Below are 20,793 nucleotides of genomic sequence, written 5' to 3'. Positions count from 1 at the left end.
GGTTAGAAACTTCGAGGTTGAAGGTTATCTTTTGTCTCCTAAAATTTCTTATTTGTTTTCGCAAAACACCAGTTTAGATGTGTTTTATGAATTTCAAAGCAAAGAAAATAACCTAGCTGCTTTTGAAGTACTGAAACAACAGCGTTTAGGAACTTCCTTTACGTATGTGGGAAAGAAACAATTTACAGTGAATGGCGAACTTTCACTGTTTAACAACGATTTTACAGGGAGTGCTGTTTCTGCCGTTGGTTTCCAAATGTTGGAAGGATTGCAACCGGGTAAAAATCAAACTTGGCGTTTACTTATTCAAAAAAACTTAACGAAATTTCTAGATGTAAATCTAAATTATCAGGGGAGAAATAGTGAAAGTAGTCAAGTGATTCACACGGGAAGCGTGCAATTGAGAGCTTATTTTTAATTTTATGAAGTTAAAATTGAATGCAATATCATTCAGAATTGTATATTTGAATCATTAAAATTTTAATGGTATGACAACAAAGTATTTATTTTTAGCTTTAGCAAGTTTTTCGTTGTTAGTCGTTTCTTGTAAAAAAGAAGAGGCTGCTGCTGCAACTGAAACACAAACCAATGCAACAGAATCAACAACAGTAGCTCCAAAAGTTGCTACAACACCTGCTGAAACAAAGCCAACAGGTGAAAAACCGGCCTTAAACCCGGCACATGGTGAACCTTTTCACAGATGTGATATTGCTGTGGGAGCTCCGTTAGACGGACCTGCAACACAACAAAGTGATTCTCCGGTAAAACAATCAGCCGGACCAAAGTCATTTTTCAAAACGGTGCAAAGTGAAAGTGCTGCAAATACAGCAACGCAACCTGCTCAGCCAACACCGCAGGCAACACCGCAAGCAACTACAACAATAACACCTAGTGCTCAAGCCAAACCAACACCACAAGCAACTACGACTGCAAATACGCCAAAACCAAAAAACAATCCGGCTCATGGGCAACCCCATCACCGCTGCGATATCGCTGTAGGAGCTCCGTTACCAGATGCATAATAGTTGCATGTTATTTAAAGAAAAATAATGTTGTTGTGGTAAAATTGACAACACTTTTACATGAAAGTGCAATTTCTTTTTTATATTTGGAAGTAATTCAAACTTAAAATCAAAATCTTAAAATGTCAAAAAATAACAGAATTTTAATTGTTGACGATCACCCGTTTATTATTGAAGCTTATAAGAATGCATTAAAAAGTTATAAAGGTGAGGATTTTGAATACAATGTTACGCAAGCTAATAACTGTAAATCCGCTTACGAAGAGATAGTAGCATCAGACTTAACACCTTTTGATATTGCCTTTTTAGATATTAGTATGCCTTCTTATGAAGAAAAAAATATTATGTCGGGAGAGGATTTGGCAAAAATGCTTACTAAAAAAATGCCTCAATGCAAAATCATCTTGTTGACCATGCATACGGAATTGATAAAAATCAATAACATTATTAAGGATATTAATCCAAATGGATTAATCATTAAAAACGATTTGACCTTTGATGAACTACTCTTCGCTTTTGATAAAATTTTGAATGATGACAACTATTATAGCCAAACGGTTGTAAAGTTCGTAAGTCAGTCGCAATACGATTATATCCAAGTAGATGAATTCGATAAACAGATATTGTACCATCTTTCAAAAGGTACAAAGACTAAAGATTTAACCAATTATGTTCCCCTATCACTCAGTGCCATTGAAAAGAGGAAATTGAATCTAAAAGAAATTTTAAGTGTAAAAGGAGGCAGTGATGTAGAACTTATTTCTGAAGCAAAAAACAAAGGGTTGATTTAGTCAACCTTTTTTTATGGGTAAAATGTGCGTAAACCCGCAACATACTTTACTGTAAACCGTAATCATATTTCTTTAATAGTACCTATCTTTACATTGTAATTTTTTAAAGAAGTTAGTTAATTGTTAGTAGTAGCGGTAGTTTGATAAATAGATGTTTCATTGTTAATTTTTGATCCAAATAAAAAACAATAAATAATTAAACTATCGGATGAAAGATTTAAAAAGGCATTGTCTCACCAACAATGCTTTTTTTTATTTTATCTTTTTGCTAAAGGGAAACCGCACTAAAATACGAGGAAAACCGCAACCATTTTTACGGAAAACCGTATTTAAACCCACTGCGTTTTAGTCTAATTTTACTTCATCAAAATCAAGTAAAATACATAAGTAGCACCTTCGACTTTTCACCCTTTTGCCCCAATCAAAAGAAAAAAACTTAACCTAAACGCTGCTTATCAATAGAAAAAGGGATACTTCCCCAAAGTATCGCTTTTTTTTGTTGTTATTTATTCGGTTAAAGCATCCCAACCACGGGCTTTCAATGGTATTTTCTCAGAGGCTCTTGTAATTAAGTTTTGTCCTTCGGAAGCATTGCACATGTGCCCAATGACTGTTAGATTTGGGTTGGCTTTGATTTTATCGAAATCTTCCAAAGCAATGGTGAACAACAATTCATAGTCTTCTCCTCCATTTATAGCAACGGTTGTACTGTCTATATCAAATTCCTCACAAACATTTATTAACTGTGGGTCCAACGGAATTTTTTCTTCATACAAATGACAGCCAACATTCGATTGTTTGCATAAATGTAAAATTTCAGAGGACAGACCGTCGGAGATATCAATCATTGCAGTGGGCTTCACCTCCAATTTCTCCAATAATTCTCGAATGTCTTTTCGGGCTTCCGGTTTTAATTGCCGTTCAATCAAGTAGGTGTAATTGTCTAAGTCGGGTTGATTATTCGGATTTACCTGAAACACTTGTTTTTCGCGTTCTAAAACTTGCAAACCCATATAGGCGGAACCCAAATCTCCCGTAACAACTAACAAATCATTTTCCTTTGCTCCACTCCTATAAACGAGATCTTCCTCCCTTGCTTCGCCTATAGCCGTAATGGAAATAATCATTCCTTTTTGAGAGGAAGTGGTATCGCCTCCAATTACATCTACATTGTAAACTTTAGAAGCGGTGGTAATTCCTTCAAATAATTCTTCTAATGCTTCTAGTGGAAATCGATTGGAAACGGCGATTGATACAGTAATTTGGGTTGGTTTCGCGTTCATCGCACAGATATCGGAAACATTGGAAACAACTGCTTTGTAACCTAAATGTTTTAAGGGCATATAGGCCAAATCAAAATGAACACCCTCAATTAATAAGTCGGTAGATACCACCACTCTTTTATCTCCAAAATTCAAAACGGCAGCATCATCGCCTATACTTTTGAGCGTGGAAGGCTGTTTGATATCAAAATGTTTAGTCAAATGGTCAATTAATCCAAATTCTCCCAATTGAGAAATACTGGTACGCTGTGGGGTTTTATCTTCAATCATCAATAAAAAATTAGATGACAAAGATACAAATAAGCTATGGAACTATCTTTTTAAGCTAAAATGCGATTTGAAGATATTTGCTTTGTCTTCTTTTGTATAGCGAACTTCAAACCAATAATCTGTAGAAGGTAGCGGTTGACCATTGTACGTGCCGTCCCATCCGAAGCCACTTGGACTTATTTGTTTAATTAATTTACCGTAACGGTCATAAATAAAAATGACTGCTTCCTGCTGATTTGCTAAATCTACAATATTCCATGTATCGTTGTAGCTGTCGTTATTTGGCGTAAAAAATTTGGGATATTTTAAAACGTTTGCATTCAATTGTAAAATACCGCAATCACCTTTGGTATCAATGATAGAAACAATATGATCTCCGGAATCAACGTTTGAAAACACCGGACTGCCTTGTACAGGCCCATCATCCAATTGAAAAACATAATCACCAAAACCGCCGGTGATGGTAACAGTTATATCTACTGACTCATAAAAATCGTCAATTACAGTTAAAAAACCTGCTGCAATACTCGATTTTTCTACAATTACAGTGGTAGTGTTGTAACCGCAATTGGTGCCAGTATTAGGTGTGTTCTTGGTAAATTCAACAGTATACGTTCCATCTTGAGTGGCTGTATAGGTAGGGCCAACGCCCACTAATGTGCCATTTAAAAACCATTCTACAGTAAAAACGGTAGGGTTTAAACCGGTTGTAAAAATATGTGGACTGATTAAATCACCCGTGGTTAAATCAACACAAATGGTTCCCGGTTCAAAAGGAAAATCATTTAAAGGAACAATAGTAACTACAAATGATTTTTCATCAAAGCAATTCACATTGTCAGGAGCAGTAGCAAAAACATAAACGGTTTGAGTACTTATAATACTTGTTCCTGCAGTTAAAAGAGTCCCAGCTCCATTACTCCCGGTATAGTAATTCCCTTCGGTCAGAGCAGGTAAAACATAATTGCCACATCGATTAACATTTGCAAAAGAAGGAAGTACGGGTGTTTCTGAAATAGTAACCAAAAAGGAAGCTTCAGCACTACAGTTTAACCGATTACCAATTTGAGCATACACATAAATTGTTTGAGTAGTCGTTAAAACAGTACCAAATGGAATTAACGTTCCTTGTCCTAGAGGTTCTGTGTAATAATTACCAATGGTTAAAGCGGGAAGTGTGTAATTATCACAAGCAAAAACGGGAACAATTGGACCTAAGTCGATATAATTAATTGAAATAGAAAAGACACTTTCATTATAACAATTAGCCACTAACGTGGATGGATTATAAATGTAAAGTGTTTGTGATGCATTTAAAACCGTGCCAGGTTGAAGAATTGCTCCTCCACCAGCGGGTCCACCGCTTAATGTGTAATATTGTCCGTTTGTTAAGGCGGGCAAGGTAAAAGTTGGATCACACACAAAAACATCGGTAAAATTATCCACAGGAGGTTTTGGATTTACTTGAATCAATAAACTGTGTTCATTGCTACAAGTACTATTTGTCGCATAAATATAAATTGTTTTTGTAGAGGTTATTATGTCCCCGGGAAATAAGATAGAACCCAAACCATTTGATAAACTATAATATGTTCCGTTTGTTAATGGAGGTAAAGTATAGTTTCCACAAGAGGAGACAAAGGAAGGGGTGTCTACCGGAGGAACCGGATTGATTGTAATTTCTAAATCAAAATTTTGCGTACAGTTTGGAAACGTGGTTGTCTGCACATAAAAATATAGGGTTCGTGAGGTAGTTATAGTAGTGCCGGGCGTAATTTGAGTTCCTTGTCCACCTGGTTGCGTATAGTAGTTTCCAACACCGAAATCCGGAAGCATGTAACTTCCGCAAGAAACAACAGGCAAATCAAAAAAATCACCATCTATTATGGTTACTGAAAATTCAGATTGATTGGTACAAAATTGAGAAGTTGCAATTAAAGTAAGATCGGTACTTTCAAAAATTTCAGAACCCGGTGTTAAAGTAGCTCCTGTTTCATTGTCAATGTAATATTCGCCGTTGATAGGGGTTGGTAAAACATAACTGTCACAAGTAATTACATCAGCCATCGTATCTACCGGAGGAAGAGGATAAATTTCAACAGCTATAGGAATTTCTATGCAAAAAACATTTTCCACAATCGCATGATAATATATTGTTTGGTTGGTTGTGAGTTCAGTCCCCGGCGGCAGCAAAGTACCGGTAGCGTTAGGCAATGTATAAAACTCTCCTGCAGGTAAATCAGGAACATTATAAACAGCACAACCAATCGGATCAATATCAGCCTCTTCAACGATAACAATTGTGACACTACTTTGATTATCACAGCCATTGAATGTGAGGGGGTTATTATAGATGTAAATAGTACTACTATTTACAATAACGTCGCCGGCGTTTAGCATTGTGCCTGTGCCATTTTGTCCCGTATAATAATTTCCGTTGGTTAGTGGCGGTAGAACTACACTACTACAGCCAATGAGCATTCCTAAGGTGTCAACAGGGGGCGTAAAATACACTTCGATTGTAAAACTTACCACGTCAAAACAAAACGAATTACTATTGTTTTCCAAGCGAATCCAAATAATATAGGGGTTATTTGCAACGGAAAAAGTAAAATTAGAAGGATTTTGTATAAGATCAGTACTTGTTAAAGCCCCATTTTCTGTTGAATGGTAGGTGACTGTATAATCATTTGGATCCAAACCGTTGAGAACAATCGGTGAAAAATCATTTAAATTCCGTACTATAGTTCCCGAGGTGCCCGTACAAAGCAATAAATCTTGAGGCACGCCAGCAGTAAGTCCTGTGGTGACTTCTAAATTAAATGAAATTAAATCATCACAAATAACTCCTCCTGAATTTTGAACAACCTTAATATATATCGTCTGATTTCCGGAGCTTTGATAAGCATTTAATTGCGAACTGGGGATACTTGGACTGTTAGCAATAGCATCTTGCAATGACGCAAAATAAAGAAGGGAATACGCCGAAGCATCAAGATCTAAACTTTCCGCGTCATTTTCTGTCAAGTTGAAAGTGTAAGAGGATGCCCCTGTATCACATGTAGAAATGTTAGGGGGTGGAGTTATTTGTAAAGTACTCAATACCACTTCATCGGAAATTACACAATTGGTATTGCTTAAGCCCGCTGTGAATGAATACGTTCCGGGTTCACTAACTGTTAAAGTTGAACCGGTTTGACCTGCAATGGGAGTTCCATCTTTACTCCATTCAATTTGAAAATTACTTGATAAGTTACTGTTTAAAAGAATTGTTTGACCCTCACAAATGACTCGATTAACACCTAATGAAGAACCCACACTAAAATTTCCACTGGCAAGAAATACAGCTGAATCAAAATTGCTGTCATTATAATCGCCGATTGACATTCTTATTCGGTAATTTTGATTAGGTGTAACACTTGAAAAAGCAGTCATTAAAACTGTTTGCCCTCGCATATTTGTTGCAGAAGTTGCTGGACTATTAAAATTATAAGTGTCAAAAAAGGACGGGTTTTGGGAAACACAAGAAGTATTGTATGCTGAGTCTCGTATGTTTTTAACAGAAACCGGTGTAGAAGTGTTAGGAATTACAGCCAGATTGGTGGTAACCCCAGTGGTCAGATTTGTTAGAACAAAAGCAAAAACATCGCTAAACCCACATTGATACTCGCCATATTCATTGGATGCAAACAAAAAATCAAAACTAAATGTGTTTGAAATGGGCACAAAGTCGTATTGTAAAAATGCCACATCTGTTATAGCAGTATTTTGACCGGATGAATTGCTTAAATTTTGTAAATAAGCATCGCCGTTTGAATTGATTTGACTGTTTAAATTTTGACCGGAATAAGTACCTTCCGAATATTTTGCTAATCCATTCCGAATAATAACTCCCTTTTGAATTGGAAAATTTGGATTGGTATTGGTAAACATGCCAATACTTTGTTTGGATGAAAATTGAAAATTAGTTTCGTTCGTGCAGGAATTTGGAGTCAATTCTAACTTAACCAAGTCCGGAATACTGTAAGTTGTGGTATCTATCACAATTCCTTGCCCAAAAATTGGCCGAGCAATTAATAGCAACAATACTGCATAAGTTAGACGCATAAACTGTTTTGTAATTAGTTCTTTAGAGCGAAAATAAAAAAAAAAATTGATAAAGTAATTGATTCAATCGATATAATACATCTAAACAGGAATTATATAAGTATTTTCTTTAAATTAATATATTTGTAATGCAGCTGCTTTTATACTTCTAATTTAATAGTAATGTACAGTAATATCTAATAGAAAAAAAATATGGCCACACTTTTTTAAATGTAAAAACCCAACAACTCTCGTCATTGGGTTTGTATCGTATAGACGTTGCACTGCAACGTCTCTAATCATTCAACTTCAAAACCGCCATAAACGCCTCCTGTGGAATCTCTACATTCCCCACCTGACGCATTCTCTTTTTACCTTTTTTCTGTTTTTCCAACAGTTTTCGTTTACGGGAAATATCTCCACCGTAACATTTGGCAGTCACGTCCTTTCGCAACGCTTTTATCGTTTCACGAGCGATGATTTTTGCACCAATTGCGGCTTGAATCGGAATGTCAAACTGTTGTCTCGGAATCAATTCACGCAGTTTTTCACACATTTTCTTACCAATATTATAGGCATTGTCTTCATGAATCAAAGCCGACAAAGCATCCACTGATTGAGCGTTTAACAACACATCTAATTTTACTAATTTTGAGGTACGCATCCCAATAGGTGAATAATCAAACGAAGCATATCCTTTGGAAACCGTTTTCAATCGGTCATAAAAATCGAATACAATTTCAGCCAACGGCATATCAAAATTTAATTCAACACGTTCGGTGGTTAAATAGGTTTGATTGGTAATCACACCGCGTTTTTCAATACACAAACTCATTACATTACCCACAAATTCTGCTTTGGTAATGATGGTAGCTTTAATATATGGTTCTTCTACTCGATCTAATTTTGATGGTTCGGGCAAATCAGATGGATTATTTACAATCAAGATCGTTTCCGGTTCTTTTTTGGTAAAGGCATGATAGGAAACGTTGGGAACTGTTGTAATCACAGTCATATCATACTCACGCTCCAAGCGTTCTTGAATGATTTCTAAATGCAACATTCCTAAAAACCCACAACGGAAACCAAAACCTAAAGCAGCAGAACTTTCAGGAACAAAAACCAACGATGCATCATTTAGCTGTAATTTTTCCATCGAAGCTCTCAAATCTTCATAATCTTCGGTGTCAACCGGATAAATACCGGCAAAAACCATTGGCTTTACATCCTCAAATCCTGTAATCATATTGGTGGTAGGATTTTTAGCATCGGTCAATGTATCTCCTACTTTAACTTCTTTTGCTTCTTTAATACCCGAAATCAAATAACCTACATCGCCAGTTGAAATTACGTTTTTCGGAACTTGATTTAATTTCAAAGTCCCCACTTCATCCGCAAAATATTCATTCCCAGTGGCCATGAATTTAATCTTCTGACCTTTTCTGATTTCACCATTTTTCACTCGGAAAATCACCTCAATACCACGAAACGGATTGTAATGTGAGTCAAAAATCAACGCCTGTAAAGGTTCGTCAACATTCCCTTTTGGTGCGGGAATTTTTTCTATTATCGCTGCCAAAATATTTTCTACACCAAAACCGGTTTTACCAGACGCATGAATAATATCTTCTAATTTACAACCCAGTAAATCAATGATATCGTCGCTCACTTCCTCCGGATTGGCACTTGGTAAATCCACTTTATTCAACACCGGAATAATTTCCAAGTCGTTTTCTAAAGCCAAATATAAATTGGAAATCGTTTGAGCCTGAATGCTTTGAGCGGCGTCCACAATCAATAATGCTCCTTCACAAGCGGCAATGGATCGCGAAACTTCATAGGAGAAATCCACGTGTCCGGGCGTATCAATCAAATTCAAAATATATTTTTCGCCTTTGTACGTATATTCCATTTGAATCGCGTGACTCTTAATCGTAATCCCACGTTCTCGCTCCAAATCCATATTATCCAGCAATTGAGCCTTTTCCTCACGAGCCGTCACCGTTTGCGTAGCCCCCAATAATCGGTCGGCCAACGTACTTTTACCGTGGTCAATGTGAGCAATAATGCAAAAATTTCGTATGTTCTTCATCTTCGTTTAATTCAATTTTATTGGGCGTTTTCGCCTCGGCGAACGGGCTGTTCGCTGTGTCTTTTGTACTCCCCATAACTATCGGGACTGCTCCTTAGCGTATTGTGTGCAAATATAAAGCAAAGTTTTGGATTTTAAAGAGGTTAAACCTGACAGGTTTTGAAAACCTGTCAGGTTGAGATAAACCAATAAAAATTAGTATATTTGTTTACTCAACTACTTAGTTATGAATGAAACAAAGGAAATAATTGTTAGGGACCTAGCAATAATGAACGGAAAGCCGCTAATTAAAGGAACACGAATTACGGTTGAACTAATTTTAAAAAAATTATCAGAAGGAGCAATCGTAGAAGATTTACTTAAAATGTATCCTCAAATTACATACAAACAAATAATGGCGGCGTTGGATTATGCTGCAAATGTTATCAGCAACGAAGAATTATTAGATGTTTAGATGATTATTGCAGACGAAAATATTCCTTTACCAATAATTGAAACGTTGGTTAAAAATAAAATTGCAATGATTTCAATTTTTGATAATTACAGAGGTATATCAGATTTAGAAATAATTAAATTAGCTCAAAATCCTCCAAAAATTATTCTAACCGAGGACAAAGATTTTGGAGATTTAGTATTTGCATACAATCAAAATCAAGTAAGCGTTATCTTATTGCGTTATCATTATTCTGAATTGGAAAAAATATCCTCTATTTTATTGAAATTCTATTGAATCACACGATAAAAAATTATTCATTTGTTGTTATTACTGCAAAGAGCATCCGTATTAGAAAAATATAAACTAGTCAGGTTTAAATAGCCCATTTTGCAAACCCCACCCGTTTCCCTATCTTTGCAAAAAAATCCCAAATGCCAAAAATCGGAAACATCATCTTACCCGACTTTCCCTTGCTTCTTGCCCCAATGGAAGATGTAAGTGATCCGCCGTTTCGTCGCTTGTGTAAATTGCACGGTGCCGATTTGATGTATTCGGAATTTATTTCGTCCGAAGGCTTGATTCGTGATGCGATGAAAAGCAAAATGAAACTCGACATTTTTGACTATGAACGTCCGGTGGGTATTCAGATTTTTGGTGGCGATGAAGAAGCGATGGAACTATCATCCCGAATTGTAGATGCTGTTCAACCCGATTTAGTGGATATTAATTTTGGTTGCCCTGTTAAAAAAGTGGTTTGCAAAGGAGCAGGTGCAGGTGTTTTAAAAGATGTCGATTTGATGATTCGATTAACAAAGGCAGTCATTAAAGGAACAAATCTTCCCGTAACCGTAAAAACACGTTTGGGTTGGGATGAAAATTCCATCAACATTGATGAAGTCGCAGAACGTTTACAAGATATTGGCGTGCAAGCCTTAACGGTTCATGCCCGAACACGTGCACAGATGTATAAAGGCCATTCCGATTGGTCGCATATTGCTCGTGTCAAGAACAATCCGAGAATTACGATGCCTATTTTTGGTAATGGCGATATCGATTCGCCTGAAAAAGCATTGGAATATAAAAACAAATACGGTCTAGATGGTATGATGATTGGACGTGCCGCCATTGGTTATCCATGGATTTTTAACGAAATCAAACATTATTTCAAAACCGGCGAACATTTGCCTGAGCCCACGATGAAAGACCGCATCGAAGCAGCTCGAAACCACCTAATCTGGTCAATGGAATGGAAAGGTGAACGCGTGGGAATTTTTGAAATGCGTCGCCATTACACCAATTATTTCAAAGGCATTCACGGTTTCAAAGATTACAAACAAAAATTAGTCACCACTGATGGTGCCATGGCATTGATGGATGTTTTTGAAGAAATTGCTCAGGTGTATGCTAATTATCAGACGGTTTAATTATCCATCAAATTTCGATTGACGCGACTACTGGCAATCCACGAAGCTAAAAATCCTAATATTCCAATAGTTAAAAGAACAATAATGATGTTCTTAAAAGTAAACAAGATAGGATAGGCCAGTTTTTGGGTGATCATCACTAGTTCATATTCTTTTTGCAGAAGAACAATCACAATTCCTAAAACTAGTCCGATGATACCTCCAATGAGGCAAATTAAAAAGCCTTGAAGTAAAAATACCCGTCGGATTTCTTTGATTTCAGCTCCCAAGCTGTAAAGCGTTTTCAGATGATTTTTTTTATCAATAATCGTCATAATAATGGCTCCGATTAAGGTGAACAATGTCACAATCAACACCAATGTTAATATCAAATACAAAATCAAATTTTCAGTATTCAGCATCCGGTACAAGGAGGCATTGAGTTGCGTGCGGTTTTTTAAAGTAATCTGACCCTTAAATATTTTTTCTAAAACTTCAATAGTTGCTGATTCACTGGCGTTGGCGGCAAGTTTGAACTCAATTCCCGATACTTGATTGGTTTTAAATTCTAATAGTTCTTGGGCGACTTCTAAATCACAGAAAACAAACTTCTGACTGATTTCTTCGTTCAAAAAATAGAACCCAACAGGCACCAGTTGCATTTTGTTGAACGCTTCATTGGGGTTGTCAATCGTGCCTTTGCCGGGTTTGGCCACAAAAGCTTCAAAGGGATTGACTAAATCAAACAATCCCACCGATAATTTTTGTGCAATTCCCGCTCCAACCACTACCTGATTGGTTTGCGGTTCCAACCACTGACCTTGATAAATCGATTTTTCAACAGCGTTGACTGATATAAAATTAGAATCCACACCTTTGATATATGCCAAATGGTCTTTGCTGTTAAACGAAAACAAGGCTCGTTCCTCAATGACTTTGGTATAAGAAACAATGTCTTTAATGGCTTTCATCTGTTTTTCTTGAGAAGGAGAAACGGTAAAAGTTTTTCCTTTGGTGCTAAAAGCTTTCAATTGCGGGTCAAAATCATTTGTAAAAGACAAACTGAATTCTTTTAAACCACTAAAAACAGAAAGCACCACAAACATGGCGGTAGTTCCGGCAATAATTCCCAAAGAAGAGATTCCGGTAATAATGTTTATGGCGTTATTAGAACTTCCACTAAACAAATAACGTTTGGCTATGTAAAGCGGAAATTTCAACTTATGATTTTTTTCTTTTCTCCAAAAGTTCACGGTTTTCCACCGGATTTTCTTTTAAACTCATCGCTTTTTCAATCTGGTCGATGTACTCTAACGAGTCGTCAATAAAAAACACAAGATTGGGGACTTTTCGCAGCTGCTGTTTCACCCGTTGCGACAAATCATGCTTGATTAATGGGGTGTTTGTTTTGATGGCCGCCAAAATTTCGTTTCCTCTATCAGAAGGGAAAACACTAAGATATACTTTGGCTATCGATAAATCGGAGGTAACGGCTACTTTTGAAACGGATATTACTAAATTGGAAATACCGTTTTTCCGAATTTCTCCCTGCAGGATATCCACCAAATCTTTTTGCAATACACTGCCTATTTTCTTCTGTCTGTTCGTTTCCATGCTGCAAAAATACAATTTTTACTTTTCAAATCCGCAGGATACTTTTTCAAACAATCATATTTTATTGATAATTAGGAAAGAAAGCACCTTTTTTCAGAAAGAAAGCCAAACCATCAGTCAAACCTAACGATGACAAGTGTGTAAAGGCAATAAAAACGCGATTATTTTTGGAGTAAACCAAAATTAGTAGTAATATTGCATCCTCTTAACCGGTCCTATAGCTCAGTTGGTTAGAGCACCTGACTCATAATCAGGTGGTCCTTGGTTCGAGCCCAAGTGGGACCACTAACAAAGACAAAGCTTCACAGAAATGTGAGGCTTTTTTGTTTTTACTGGTCAAACATAGGTCAAATAATTGTCCTTTTAAATTTGCGGTAGAGAGTTATGGAGAATCTTACACCTCCCTTCAAAACTTCACACATTCTTAATAACAAAAACCTCACTTGAACTAGATTTTAAGCTATTTTTGCCCTTGTTATTTTGCATTCTATAATGATGATCCGCATATTTGGGTGTTTATTTTTACAAAAATATTTTGTCAGGCAGATAAATTGTTTAGTTTTGTACCCTATGAAGTTTGTCCCAACTAGAATACTATTACTACTAACGGTGTTTTCAATAGCAGGCACTTACGCCCAGGAAACCCCACCACCGCCACCAGGGCCACCACCGCCAGGAACCCCGGTTGATGGTTATTTATGGTTATTGCTAGTGTTAGGAATAGGTTTTGCCTTCTTTACTTTCAGAAAAATGCAGCTTAAAAAGTCGGTTTAATCGATTTTATTCCTTTTGGCTGTGTAGTTTGGCTACATATTTTCCAATCACATCAAACTCTAAATTTACTTTTGTGCCCACTTGAAAATTGTGGAAGTTTGTATGTTCATAAGTATACGGAATAATTGCCACGCTAAACTCCGCCTTTTTAGAATTTACCACAGTCAAACTGACACCGTTAACGGTAATCGACCCTTTTTCAATGGTCAAATTATTCAGTGTCGCATCGTATTCAAAAGTATAGTACCAACTCCCATTGGCTTCTTGAACAGTAATACAGGTGCCAATTTGGTCCACATGGCCTTGAACAATATGACCATCTAAACGATCGCCCAATTTCATGGCACGCTCCAAATTGACAAAATCACCTTCTTTCCAATCGGATAGGTTCGTTTTTTCAAGGGTTTCTTTAATTGCGGTTACAGTGTAATTTTTATCATTTGTCGAAACAACAGTCAGACACACCCCATTATGAGCCACACTTTGGTCGACTTTTAGTTCATGAGTGATACTTGCATCAATGGTAAAGTGTACATTATCTTGTTCTTTTTCAATGCATTTGATGTAACCGAGAGTTTCAATGATTCCTGTAAACATTGTGGTTTTATTTTCTTAAATTTGCACTTCAAAAATAGGAATAAATAACGTGAGGTCATGGTGAAAAAAACAGAAAATATTCTGGTAGGCATTTCAATAGGCGATTTAAACGGAATCGGCTCCGAAGTGGTGTTTAAAACTTTTGAAGACAACAGAATGCTCGAGTTTTGTACACCTGTCATTTTTGCCAATGTAAAAATGCTTTCGTTTTTAAGAAAAAATGTCGAATCCAGTATTGTATTGCATGGAATTGATCGCTTAGACCAAGTAGTGATTGGCAAAATCAATGTATTGAATGTTTGGAAAGATAGTTTTCAACTAGAATACGGCGTAAACGATCCCATTGTAGGTTCCTATGCCATAAAATCATTTGTAGCAGCAACCAAAGCATTGAAAGATAACGAAATTGACGTGCTTGTAACCGCTCCAATTAACAAATACAACATTCAATCGGACGAATTCAAGTTTCCGGGTCATACCGATTATCTGAATCAAGAATTAGAAGGCGATGCAGTGATGTTAATGGTAAGCGATGCTTTAAAAGTAGGTTTGCTTACCGACCATGTACCTGTGAATGAAGTTTCCAAACATTTGAATGAAAAACTTATTTCAGAAAAGGTAAAATCGTTGGCATTGTCTCTAACCCAAGATTTTGGCATCAGAAAACCCAAAATTGCTTTGTTGGGATTGAATCCGCATTCGGGAGATAATGGCGTAATTGGGAAAGAAGAAGACGAAATCATTCGTCCAACTTTAAAAAAATTATTCGAAAAGGGAACCTTGGTATTCGGACCATTTGCAGCCGATAGCTTTTTTGGCAGTCACCAGCATGAAAAATACGATGCGGTTTTGGCTTGTTACCACGACCAAGGACTCATTCCGTTTAAAACCTTATCGTTTGGAAATGGGGTGAATTATACGGCGGGATTAAATAAAATAAGAACTTCGCCCGACCATGGAACGGCCTATGAAATAGCGGGAAAAAATCAAGCGGACCACAATTCATTCAAAGAGGCTGTTTATTTGGCAATAGACATTTATAATTCCCGAATAAACTATGCCGAAATGATTGAAAAACCATTGAAAACAAAAGAAAAACAGAACTAAACAAAAAAATGTTTATTACTGTATTGGAATTATAATAATTTTATATCTTTGCAAACCCAATTTTTGGGACAAATTGCTGTTGAGATGAAAGTATCTAATGAATATTTAATTCCGTTTATCGGATTAAAGCTGGGAAAACATCAATTTGACTATCAAATAGATAAAACGTTCTTTGATCGCTTTGAGTATGACGATTTTGAAGCTTGTACCGTAAACGCCACCGTTGTTTTAGAGAAAAAATCAACGATGTTGGAGTTGCATTTCAGGCACAAAGGAACTGTTCACGTGCCTTGCGATGTTACAGGCGAATATTTTGATTTACCCATCAAAGGGAAAATTGATTTAGTGGTTCAGTTTGGTGATGCTTTTAATAATGAGAATGAAGAGTTATTGATTTTGCCGCATGGCGAACATCAAATAGACGTTTCACAATACATTTATGAAATGATTGTATTGTCTGTTCCATTGAAAAGAGTACATCCCGGTGTAAAAGACGGATCGTTGCAATCGGAAGCAATTGAAAAATTGAAGGAATTGGCAGTCAAAGAAGAAAAAAAAGAAACAAAAACAGAAGAGACCGACCCGCGTTGGGATCAATTAAAAAAACTATTAACGGATAAATAATATAGTAAAATGGCACATCCAAAGAGAAAAACCTCGAAAACTAGAAGAGACAAAAGAAGAACTCATTATAAAGCTACTGTTGCTCAAATTGCAACTTGCCCGATAACTGGTGAAGCACATTTGTACCACAGAGCTTACTGGCATGAAGGGAAAATGTATTACAGAGGTCAGGTAGTTATTGACAAAACTGAAGCTGTTGCTTAGTACTTTTCTTTAGAGTATAAAGACAAACTCTCACTTGGTGAGAGTTTTTTTGTTATACCTATATTTCAAAGAAAATAAGCTTTTCTAAAACAATTAAGATTCGATTTTTTTTTGTAATTTCCACCTCTTTTTATCCGTAAAGGAAAAAGAAAAACTAGCAGACCCTATGAGTAAAATTACAGCCGCCATTACAGCCGTTGGTGCTTATGTTCCTGACTTTGTACTATCTAATAAAGTACTGGAAACTTTGGTTGATACCAACGATGAATGGATTACCTCCCGAACAGGAATTAAAGAAAGAAGATTATTAAAAGAAGAAGGAAAAGGAACTTCCTTTTTAGCCATAAAAGCGGCACAAAACCTACTTGAAAAGAGAAATCTTAACCCTGCAGAAATTGATTTAGTAATTGTAGCAACTGCTACACCCGATATGCCTGTAGCTTCAACCGCAGTTTACGTGGCCACGCAAATTGGAGCTACCAATGCTTTTGCCTACGATTTGCAAGCCGCTTGTTCCAGTTTTTTATACGGAATGTCAAATGCAGCTGCGTATATTGAATCAGGGCGTTACAAAAAAGTGCTTTTGATTGGTGCCGATAAAATGTCGTCTATTATTGATTATACCGACCGTGCAACCTGCATTATCTTTGGAGATGGTGCAGGTGCTGTTCTTTTTGAACCTAACCATGAGGGATTAGGGTTGCAAGATGAATACTTAAGAAGCGATGGAATTGGTCGCGAATACTTAAAAATTGAAGCCGGAGGTTCTATTTTGCCTCCCTCGGAAGAAACCGTAAAAAACAAACAACATTTTGTGTTTCAAGATGGAAAAACCGTTTTCAAATACGCTGTTTCCGGAATGGCAGATGTGAGTGAGAAAATCATGCAACGCAATAACTTGACCCATGACGATGTGAATTGGTTAGTGGCTCATCAAGCAAACAAACGAATTATTGATGCAACTTCCAGCCGGATGGGATTGAATGATGCCAAAGTATTGGTCAATATTGAACGTTACGGAAACACCACTTCGGCAACTTTACCATTGCTTTTAAGTGATTTTGAACATCAAATAAAAAAAGGAGATAACTTAATATTCGCCGCATTTGGGGGTGGATTCACTTGGGGATCTATCTACCTTAAATGGGCGTACGATAAAGAATAAAAAACTAAACTAAACTAAAACAAAATGGATATCAAAGAAATTCAAAACCTAATCAAATTTGTAGCAAAATCAGGAGCTACCGAAGTGAAATTGGAAATGGATGATTTCAAAATCACCATCAAAACTACTGAAGCTGGTGCGGCAGAAGCCTCTTATTTTCAGCATTATCCGAACGCTCAACCAATGCAACAAATGATGCCGCAACAACAGCAACAAGCTCCGGTAGCCGCATCTCCGCATGTTCCTGCAACCATTGCAGCAGATGACAATTCAAAGTACATAACCATCAAGTCGCCAATGATTGGTACTTTATACAGAAAACCTTCGCCGGACAAAGCTCCTTTCGTAGAAGTTGGTGCAACTATTTCAAAAGGTGATACCGTTTGTGTCATCGAAGCAATGAAGTTATTCAACGAAATTGAATCGGAAGTATCAGGTAAAATTGTTAAAATTCTAGTAGACGATATGTCGCCTGTTGAATTTGATCAACCGTTATTTTTGGTAGATCCGTCCTAGTAAGTTAGAAGTTAGAAATTGGAAGTTAGAAGCGTTCTATCTTCATAATTGTCTAATTGACACATTGTCTAATTATCTAATTAAAAATTATGTTTAAAAAAATATTAATTGCCAATAGAGGAGAAATTGCACTTCGTGTGATTAGAACCTGTAAAGAAATGGGCATCAAAACGGTAGCTGTTTATTCAACTGCCGACGCTGAAAGTTTGCACGTAAAGTTTGCAGACGAAGCGGTTTGTATTGGACCACCTCCAAGCAATTTGTCCTATCTTAAAATGTCTAATATTATTGCAGCGGCAGAGATTACCAACGCTGACGCTATTCATCCGGGTTACGGATTCTTATCAGAAAATGCTAAGTTTTCGAAGATTTGTCAAGAACACGGAATAAAATTTATTGGAGCTTCTCCAGAGATGATTGATCGAATGGGTGACAAAGCTTCGGCAAAAGCTACCATGAAAGAAGCAGGTGTTCCTTGTGTTCCCGGTTCGGATGGATTGTTAGAATCCTATGAACAAGCCGAAAAAATCGCCAAAGAAATGGGTTATCCCGTGATGCTAAAAGCAACTGCAGGTGGTGGTGGAAAAGGAATGCGTGCCGTTTGGAAAAAAGAGGAACTACTGAAAGCTTGGGAAAGTGCTCGTCAAGAATCTGCTGCAGCCTTCGGAAACGATGGTATGTATATGGAGAAACTGATTGAAGAACCGCGTCACATCGAAATTCAAGTAGTGGGAGATGCTTATGGAAAAGCCTGTCACCTTTCTGAAAGAGACTGTTCCGTACAACGTCGCCACCAAAAATTAACCGAAGAAACGCCTTCGCCTTTTATGACCGACGAGTTACGAGATAAAATGGGTGAAGCTGCCGTTAGAGCTGCCGAATTTATTAAATATGAAGGTGCCGGTACAGTAGAATTTTTGGTGGACAAACACCGCAATTTCTATTTCATGGAAATGAATACACGTATTCAAGTAGAACATCCAATTACGGAACAAGTAGTTGATTATGATTTGATTCGTGAACAAATATTAGTAGCGGCAGGTGTGCCTATTTCCGGAAAAAATTATTACCCTAATTTGCATGCCATTGAATGTCGTATCAATGCAGAAGATCCTTATAATGATTTCCGTCCGTCGCCGGGTAAAATCACGGTGCTTCATGCTCCGGGAGGTCATGGCGTTCGTTTAGATACGCATGTGTACGCAGGTTATACGATTCCACCAAATTACGACTCCATGATTGCGAAGTTGATTACAACCGCTCAAACCAGAGAAGAAGCCATCAACAAAATGAAACGTGCGTTAGATGAGTTTTATATTGAAGGAATTAAAACAACGATTCCGTTTCACCGACAGTTAATGGAAGAACCGGATTACGTAGCCGGAAACTATACCACAAAATTTATGGAAAGTTTTAAAATGAACGATCCGGAATAAATTAAAAAATCCCAAGAATGAACATGCCCCAAAAAGTTAGACACTATTTGGGGCATTTTTTAATGATTGAGTGTTCTTTAATTATCTCTTATTACATGAACTACGCCAGTTATCGTATGATTTCCTGTGTTGTCCTGATAAGTTCCACTAAAAGTCATGTCAATATATTCACCGATGGCTCCAAATTGATTTAAATTGAATTGTAAGGTGTTTGTTGTAGTTGATCCAATAAATCCGAACGAACCTTCCATTTGAAATTGACTAGTTGTATAAGTTCCGGGCAAACTTGTAGAGCCCCAAATATATGCTCCAGAATTGGCACCAGAACCCCCAACAGACATTCCTTGCCCTTGCGAGGAACTTCCGTATAAATTTTCTAATATAAACACAGTGGTTTGATTGTCAATTTGATAAGAAATAAACTCATCAATTGAGTTACATGCTTGAAGATTTCCAATTGTTGTGACTGGAGCTACAAAATTATAATTGATTGAATCGGTTTGTTGTAAATTTTCAACATCAAAACCTTTTAAAGTAAATGAGGCATTGCTCGGGCAATACAGCTCATTAAAGCTAAAAGTACCATTAGTTACTGGGGCTATGGAATAAGAACCACTGCGTTTTAAAGCAACATAACCATTCGTAACATTTGTATTGTTACATTTTAGTAAAGTACCTACAACGTTTGAACTTAAAACGTTTGCTGAGTTATTAATAACAATAGGAGGAAGTGTAGTATTAGTTGAAAAAGGGCCTATAGAAGATGTGTAATAAATAGTATTTTCCGAACAAGAATAGTAGGAGCCATAAACATTTAATACCATGGGTACATTTGCTGGAATTAACCCGGAAACTTGTCCGTCAGTATTTGTATAACCCATGACAGGATACGTATTTCCATTAGCAATTAAACCAACACCGGTATTTGAAATTGGATTTCCGTTTCCATCTACAACTGTTACTGTTAGATTAACCAACGGAAAAGGGGCGTCACAATTCCACCATGAAAAATGAGACACCTCCCCTACATACTTATTCCCTACTTTTGTTGCGATACCGTCTTGTTTCCAATATCCTTTTTCTTCATCAAAATGCCATAACGGAATAACATTTGGAGCTGTAGCCATCTGACTTGCATCAATTGGTAGTGCAATTTCGGCTGTATGACCCTCTTTAATATTTATTTTTTGGCCGGAATTTCCGCGAAGTTCAACATTTATCATTCCGTACGTTTCTAAAAGCACCTCTTGGTTAGTTTCGCTTTGAGCATAAAGCATTCCAGGCATAAGCTCGCTAATGTTTTCATCGCTTGGCGTTAAATGAAATAAAGAAACTTGAACGGAACCGGTGTAGGGATTTCCTTCTTCGTCTTC

18 protein-coding genes, 1 tRNA gene and 1 pseudogene are annotated in these 20,793 nt (G+C 36.9%); 13 read left to right on the top strand and 7 right to left on the bottom strand.

Features of this window, described 5'->3' with window-relative positions:
- The 3 genes and pseudogenes from ACIQ2S_RS03145 to ACIQ2S_RS03135 all read left to right on the top strand — a co-directional run.
- Window positions 1-418, top strand: a pseudogene (locus ACIQ2S_RS03145) (hypothetical protein); the annotation flags it as partial.
- Between the two features lie 70 nt (window positions 419-488).
- Window positions 489-1,022, top strand: a complete 534-nt coding sequence (locus ACIQ2S_RS03140) for a hypothetical protein (RefSeq protein WP_396172645.1) — start codon at window positions 489-491, stop codon at window positions 1,020-1,022.
- A gap of 122 nt (window positions 1,023-1,144) precedes the next feature.
- A complete protein-coding gene (locus ACIQ2S_RS03135) occupies window positions 1,145-1,813 on the top strand; it encodes a response regulator (RefSeq protein WP_396172644.1) in 669 nt (222 codons plus the stop codon).
- Window positions 1,814-2,319: 506 nt separating this feature from the next.
- Here the strand turns inward: ACIQ2S_RS03135 and thiL are convergent.
- The 3 genes from thiL to lepA form a co-directional block, all read right to left on the bottom strand.
- On the bottom strand, window positions 2,320-3,366 hold the full coding sequence (gene thiL / locus ACIQ2S_RS03130) for a thiamine-phosphate kinase (RefSeq protein WP_396172643.1): 1,047 nt from the start codon (window positions 3,364-3,366) through the stop codon (window positions 2,320-2,322).
- Window positions 3,367-3,408: 42 nt separating this feature from the next.
- Window positions 3,409-7,473, bottom strand: coding sequence for a choice-of-anchor L domain-containing protein (locus ACIQ2S_RS03125; protein ID WP_396172642.1), 4,065 nt, complete (start codon window positions 7,471-7,473; stop codon window positions 3,409-3,411).
- Between the two features lie 274 nt (window positions 7,474-7,747).
- Entirely contained in the window at window positions 7,748-9,544 is a 1,797-nt protein-coding gene (gene lepA / locus ACIQ2S_RS03120; protein ID WP_396172641.1) for a translation elongation factor 4, read from the bottom strand.
- Between the two features lie 226 nt (window positions 9,545-9,770).
- Here lepA and ACIQ2S_RS03115 point away from each other — a divergent pair, with 226 nt between their 5' ends.
- From ACIQ2S_RS03115 to dusB, 3 genes are all read left to right on the top strand, one after another.
- Window positions 9,771-9,998 (top strand): DUF433 domain-containing protein, encoded by a 228-nt coding sequence (locus tag ACIQ2S_RS03115; protein ID WP_396172640.1) that lies wholly within the window; start codon window positions 9,771-9,773, stop codon window positions 9,996-9,998.
- Window positions 9,999-10,274: a DUF5615 family PIN-like protein gene (locus ACIQ2S_RS03110; RefSeq protein WP_396172639.1), complete on the top strand. Its 276-nt coding sequence runs from the start codon at window positions 9,999-10,001 to the stop codon at window positions 10,272-10,274.
- A 137-nt stretch (window positions 10,275-10,411) separates the two neighbouring features.
- Entirely contained in the window at window positions 10,412-11,404 is a 993-nt protein-coding gene (gene dusB / locus ACIQ2S_RS03105) for a tRNA dihydrouridine synthase DusB (protein WP_396172638.1), read from the top strand.
- Here the strand turns inward: dusB and ACIQ2S_RS03100 are convergent.
- Both ACIQ2S_RS03100 and rbfA read right to left on the bottom strand, forming a co-directional pair.
- On the bottom strand, window positions 11,401-12,603 hold the full coding sequence (locus ACIQ2S_RS03100) for an ABC transporter permease (RefSeq protein ID WP_396172637.1): 1,203 nt from the start codon (window positions 12,601-12,603) through the stop codon (window positions 11,401-11,403). The genes dusB and ACIQ2S_RS03100 overlap by 4 nt on opposite strands.
- A 1-nt stretch (window position 12,604) precedes the next feature.
- On the bottom strand, window positions 12,605-12,997 hold the full coding sequence (gene rbfA, locus ACIQ2S_RS03095) for a 30S ribosome-binding factor RbfA (protein WP_396172636.1): 393 nt from the start codon (window positions 12,995-12,997) through the stop codon (window positions 12,605-12,607).
- Between the two features lie 211 nt (window positions 12,998-13,208).
- Here rbfA and ACIQ2S_RS03090 point away from each other — a divergent pair.
- A tRNA-Ile gene (locus ACIQ2S_RS03090) sits at window positions 13,209-13,282 on the top strand.
- Between the two features lie 495 nt (window positions 13,283-13,777).
- Here ACIQ2S_RS03090 and ACIQ2S_RS03085 read toward each other — a convergent pair.
- Window positions 13,778-14,368 carry a riboflavin synthase gene (locus tag ACIQ2S_RS03085; RefSeq protein ID WP_396172635.1) on the bottom strand — a complete coding sequence of 197 codons (591 nt, stop codon included), beginning with the start codon at window positions 14,366-14,368 and terminating at the stop codon, window positions 13,778-13,780.
- 57 nt (window positions 14,369-14,425) lie between these two features.
- On the opposite strand from ACIQ2S_RS03085, the gene pdxA reads away from it, so the two are divergent.
- From pdxA to accC, 6 genes are all read left to right on the top strand, one after another.
- The gene (gene pdxA, locus ACIQ2S_RS03080) at window positions 14,426-15,475 is read left to right on the top strand and encodes a 4-hydroxythreonine-4-phosphate dehydrogenase PdxA (protein WP_396172634.1); all 1,050 of its coding nucleotides are present in this window, start codon (window positions 14,426-14,428) and stop codon (window positions 15,473-15,475) included.
- 84 nt (window positions 15,476-15,559) lie between these two features.
- On the top strand, window positions 15,560-16,099 hold the full coding sequence (locus ACIQ2S_RS03075) for a YceD family protein (protein WP_396172633.1): 540 nt from the start codon (window positions 15,560-15,562) through the stop codon (window positions 16,097-16,099).
- A 9-nt stretch (window positions 16,100-16,108) separates the two neighbouring features.
- Window positions 16,109-16,303 (top strand): 50S ribosomal protein L32, encoded by a 195-nt coding sequence (gene rpmF, locus ACIQ2S_RS03070; protein WP_290857986.1) that lies wholly within the window; start codon window positions 16,109-16,111, stop codon window positions 16,301-16,303.
- Between the two features lie 166 nt (window positions 16,304-16,469).
- On the top strand, window positions 16,470-17,468 hold the full coding sequence (locus ACIQ2S_RS03065) for a beta-ketoacyl-ACP synthase III (RefSeq protein ID WP_396172632.1): 999 nt from the start codon (window positions 16,470-16,472) through the stop codon (window positions 17,466-17,468).
- 24 nt (window positions 17,469-17,492) lie between these two features.
- Window positions 17,493-17,984: an acetyl-CoA carboxylase biotin carboxyl carrier protein gene (accB, locus tag ACIQ2S_RS03060; RefSeq protein WP_396172631.1), complete on the top strand. Its 492-nt coding sequence runs from the start codon at window positions 17,493-17,495 to the stop codon at window positions 17,982-17,984.
- A gap of 89 nt (window positions 17,985-18,073) precedes the next feature.
- Window positions 18,074-19,420 carry an acetyl-CoA carboxylase biotin carboxylase subunit gene (gene accC, locus ACIQ2S_RS03055; RefSeq protein WP_396172630.1) on the top strand — a complete coding sequence of 449 codons (1,347 nt, stop codon included), beginning with the start codon at window positions 18,074-18,076 and terminating at the stop codon, window positions 19,418-19,420.
- Window positions 19,421-19,497: 77 nt separating this feature from the next.
- Here the strand turns inward: accC and ACIQ2S_RS03050 are convergent.
- Window positions 19,498-20,793: Ig-like domain-containing protein (locus ACIQ2S_RS03050; protein WP_396172629.1), on the bottom strand; the 1,296-nt coding region annotated here is incomplete at its 5' end.

Source organism: Flavobacterium sp. (genome assembly GCF_044371705.1).
Classification (GTDB): domain Bacteria; phylum Bacteroidota; class Bacteroidia; order Flavobacteriales; family Flavobacteriaceae; genus Flavobacterium.
Note: the sequence above shows the minus strand (reverse complement) of the source record. Positions and strands in the feature narration are given on the sequence as shown.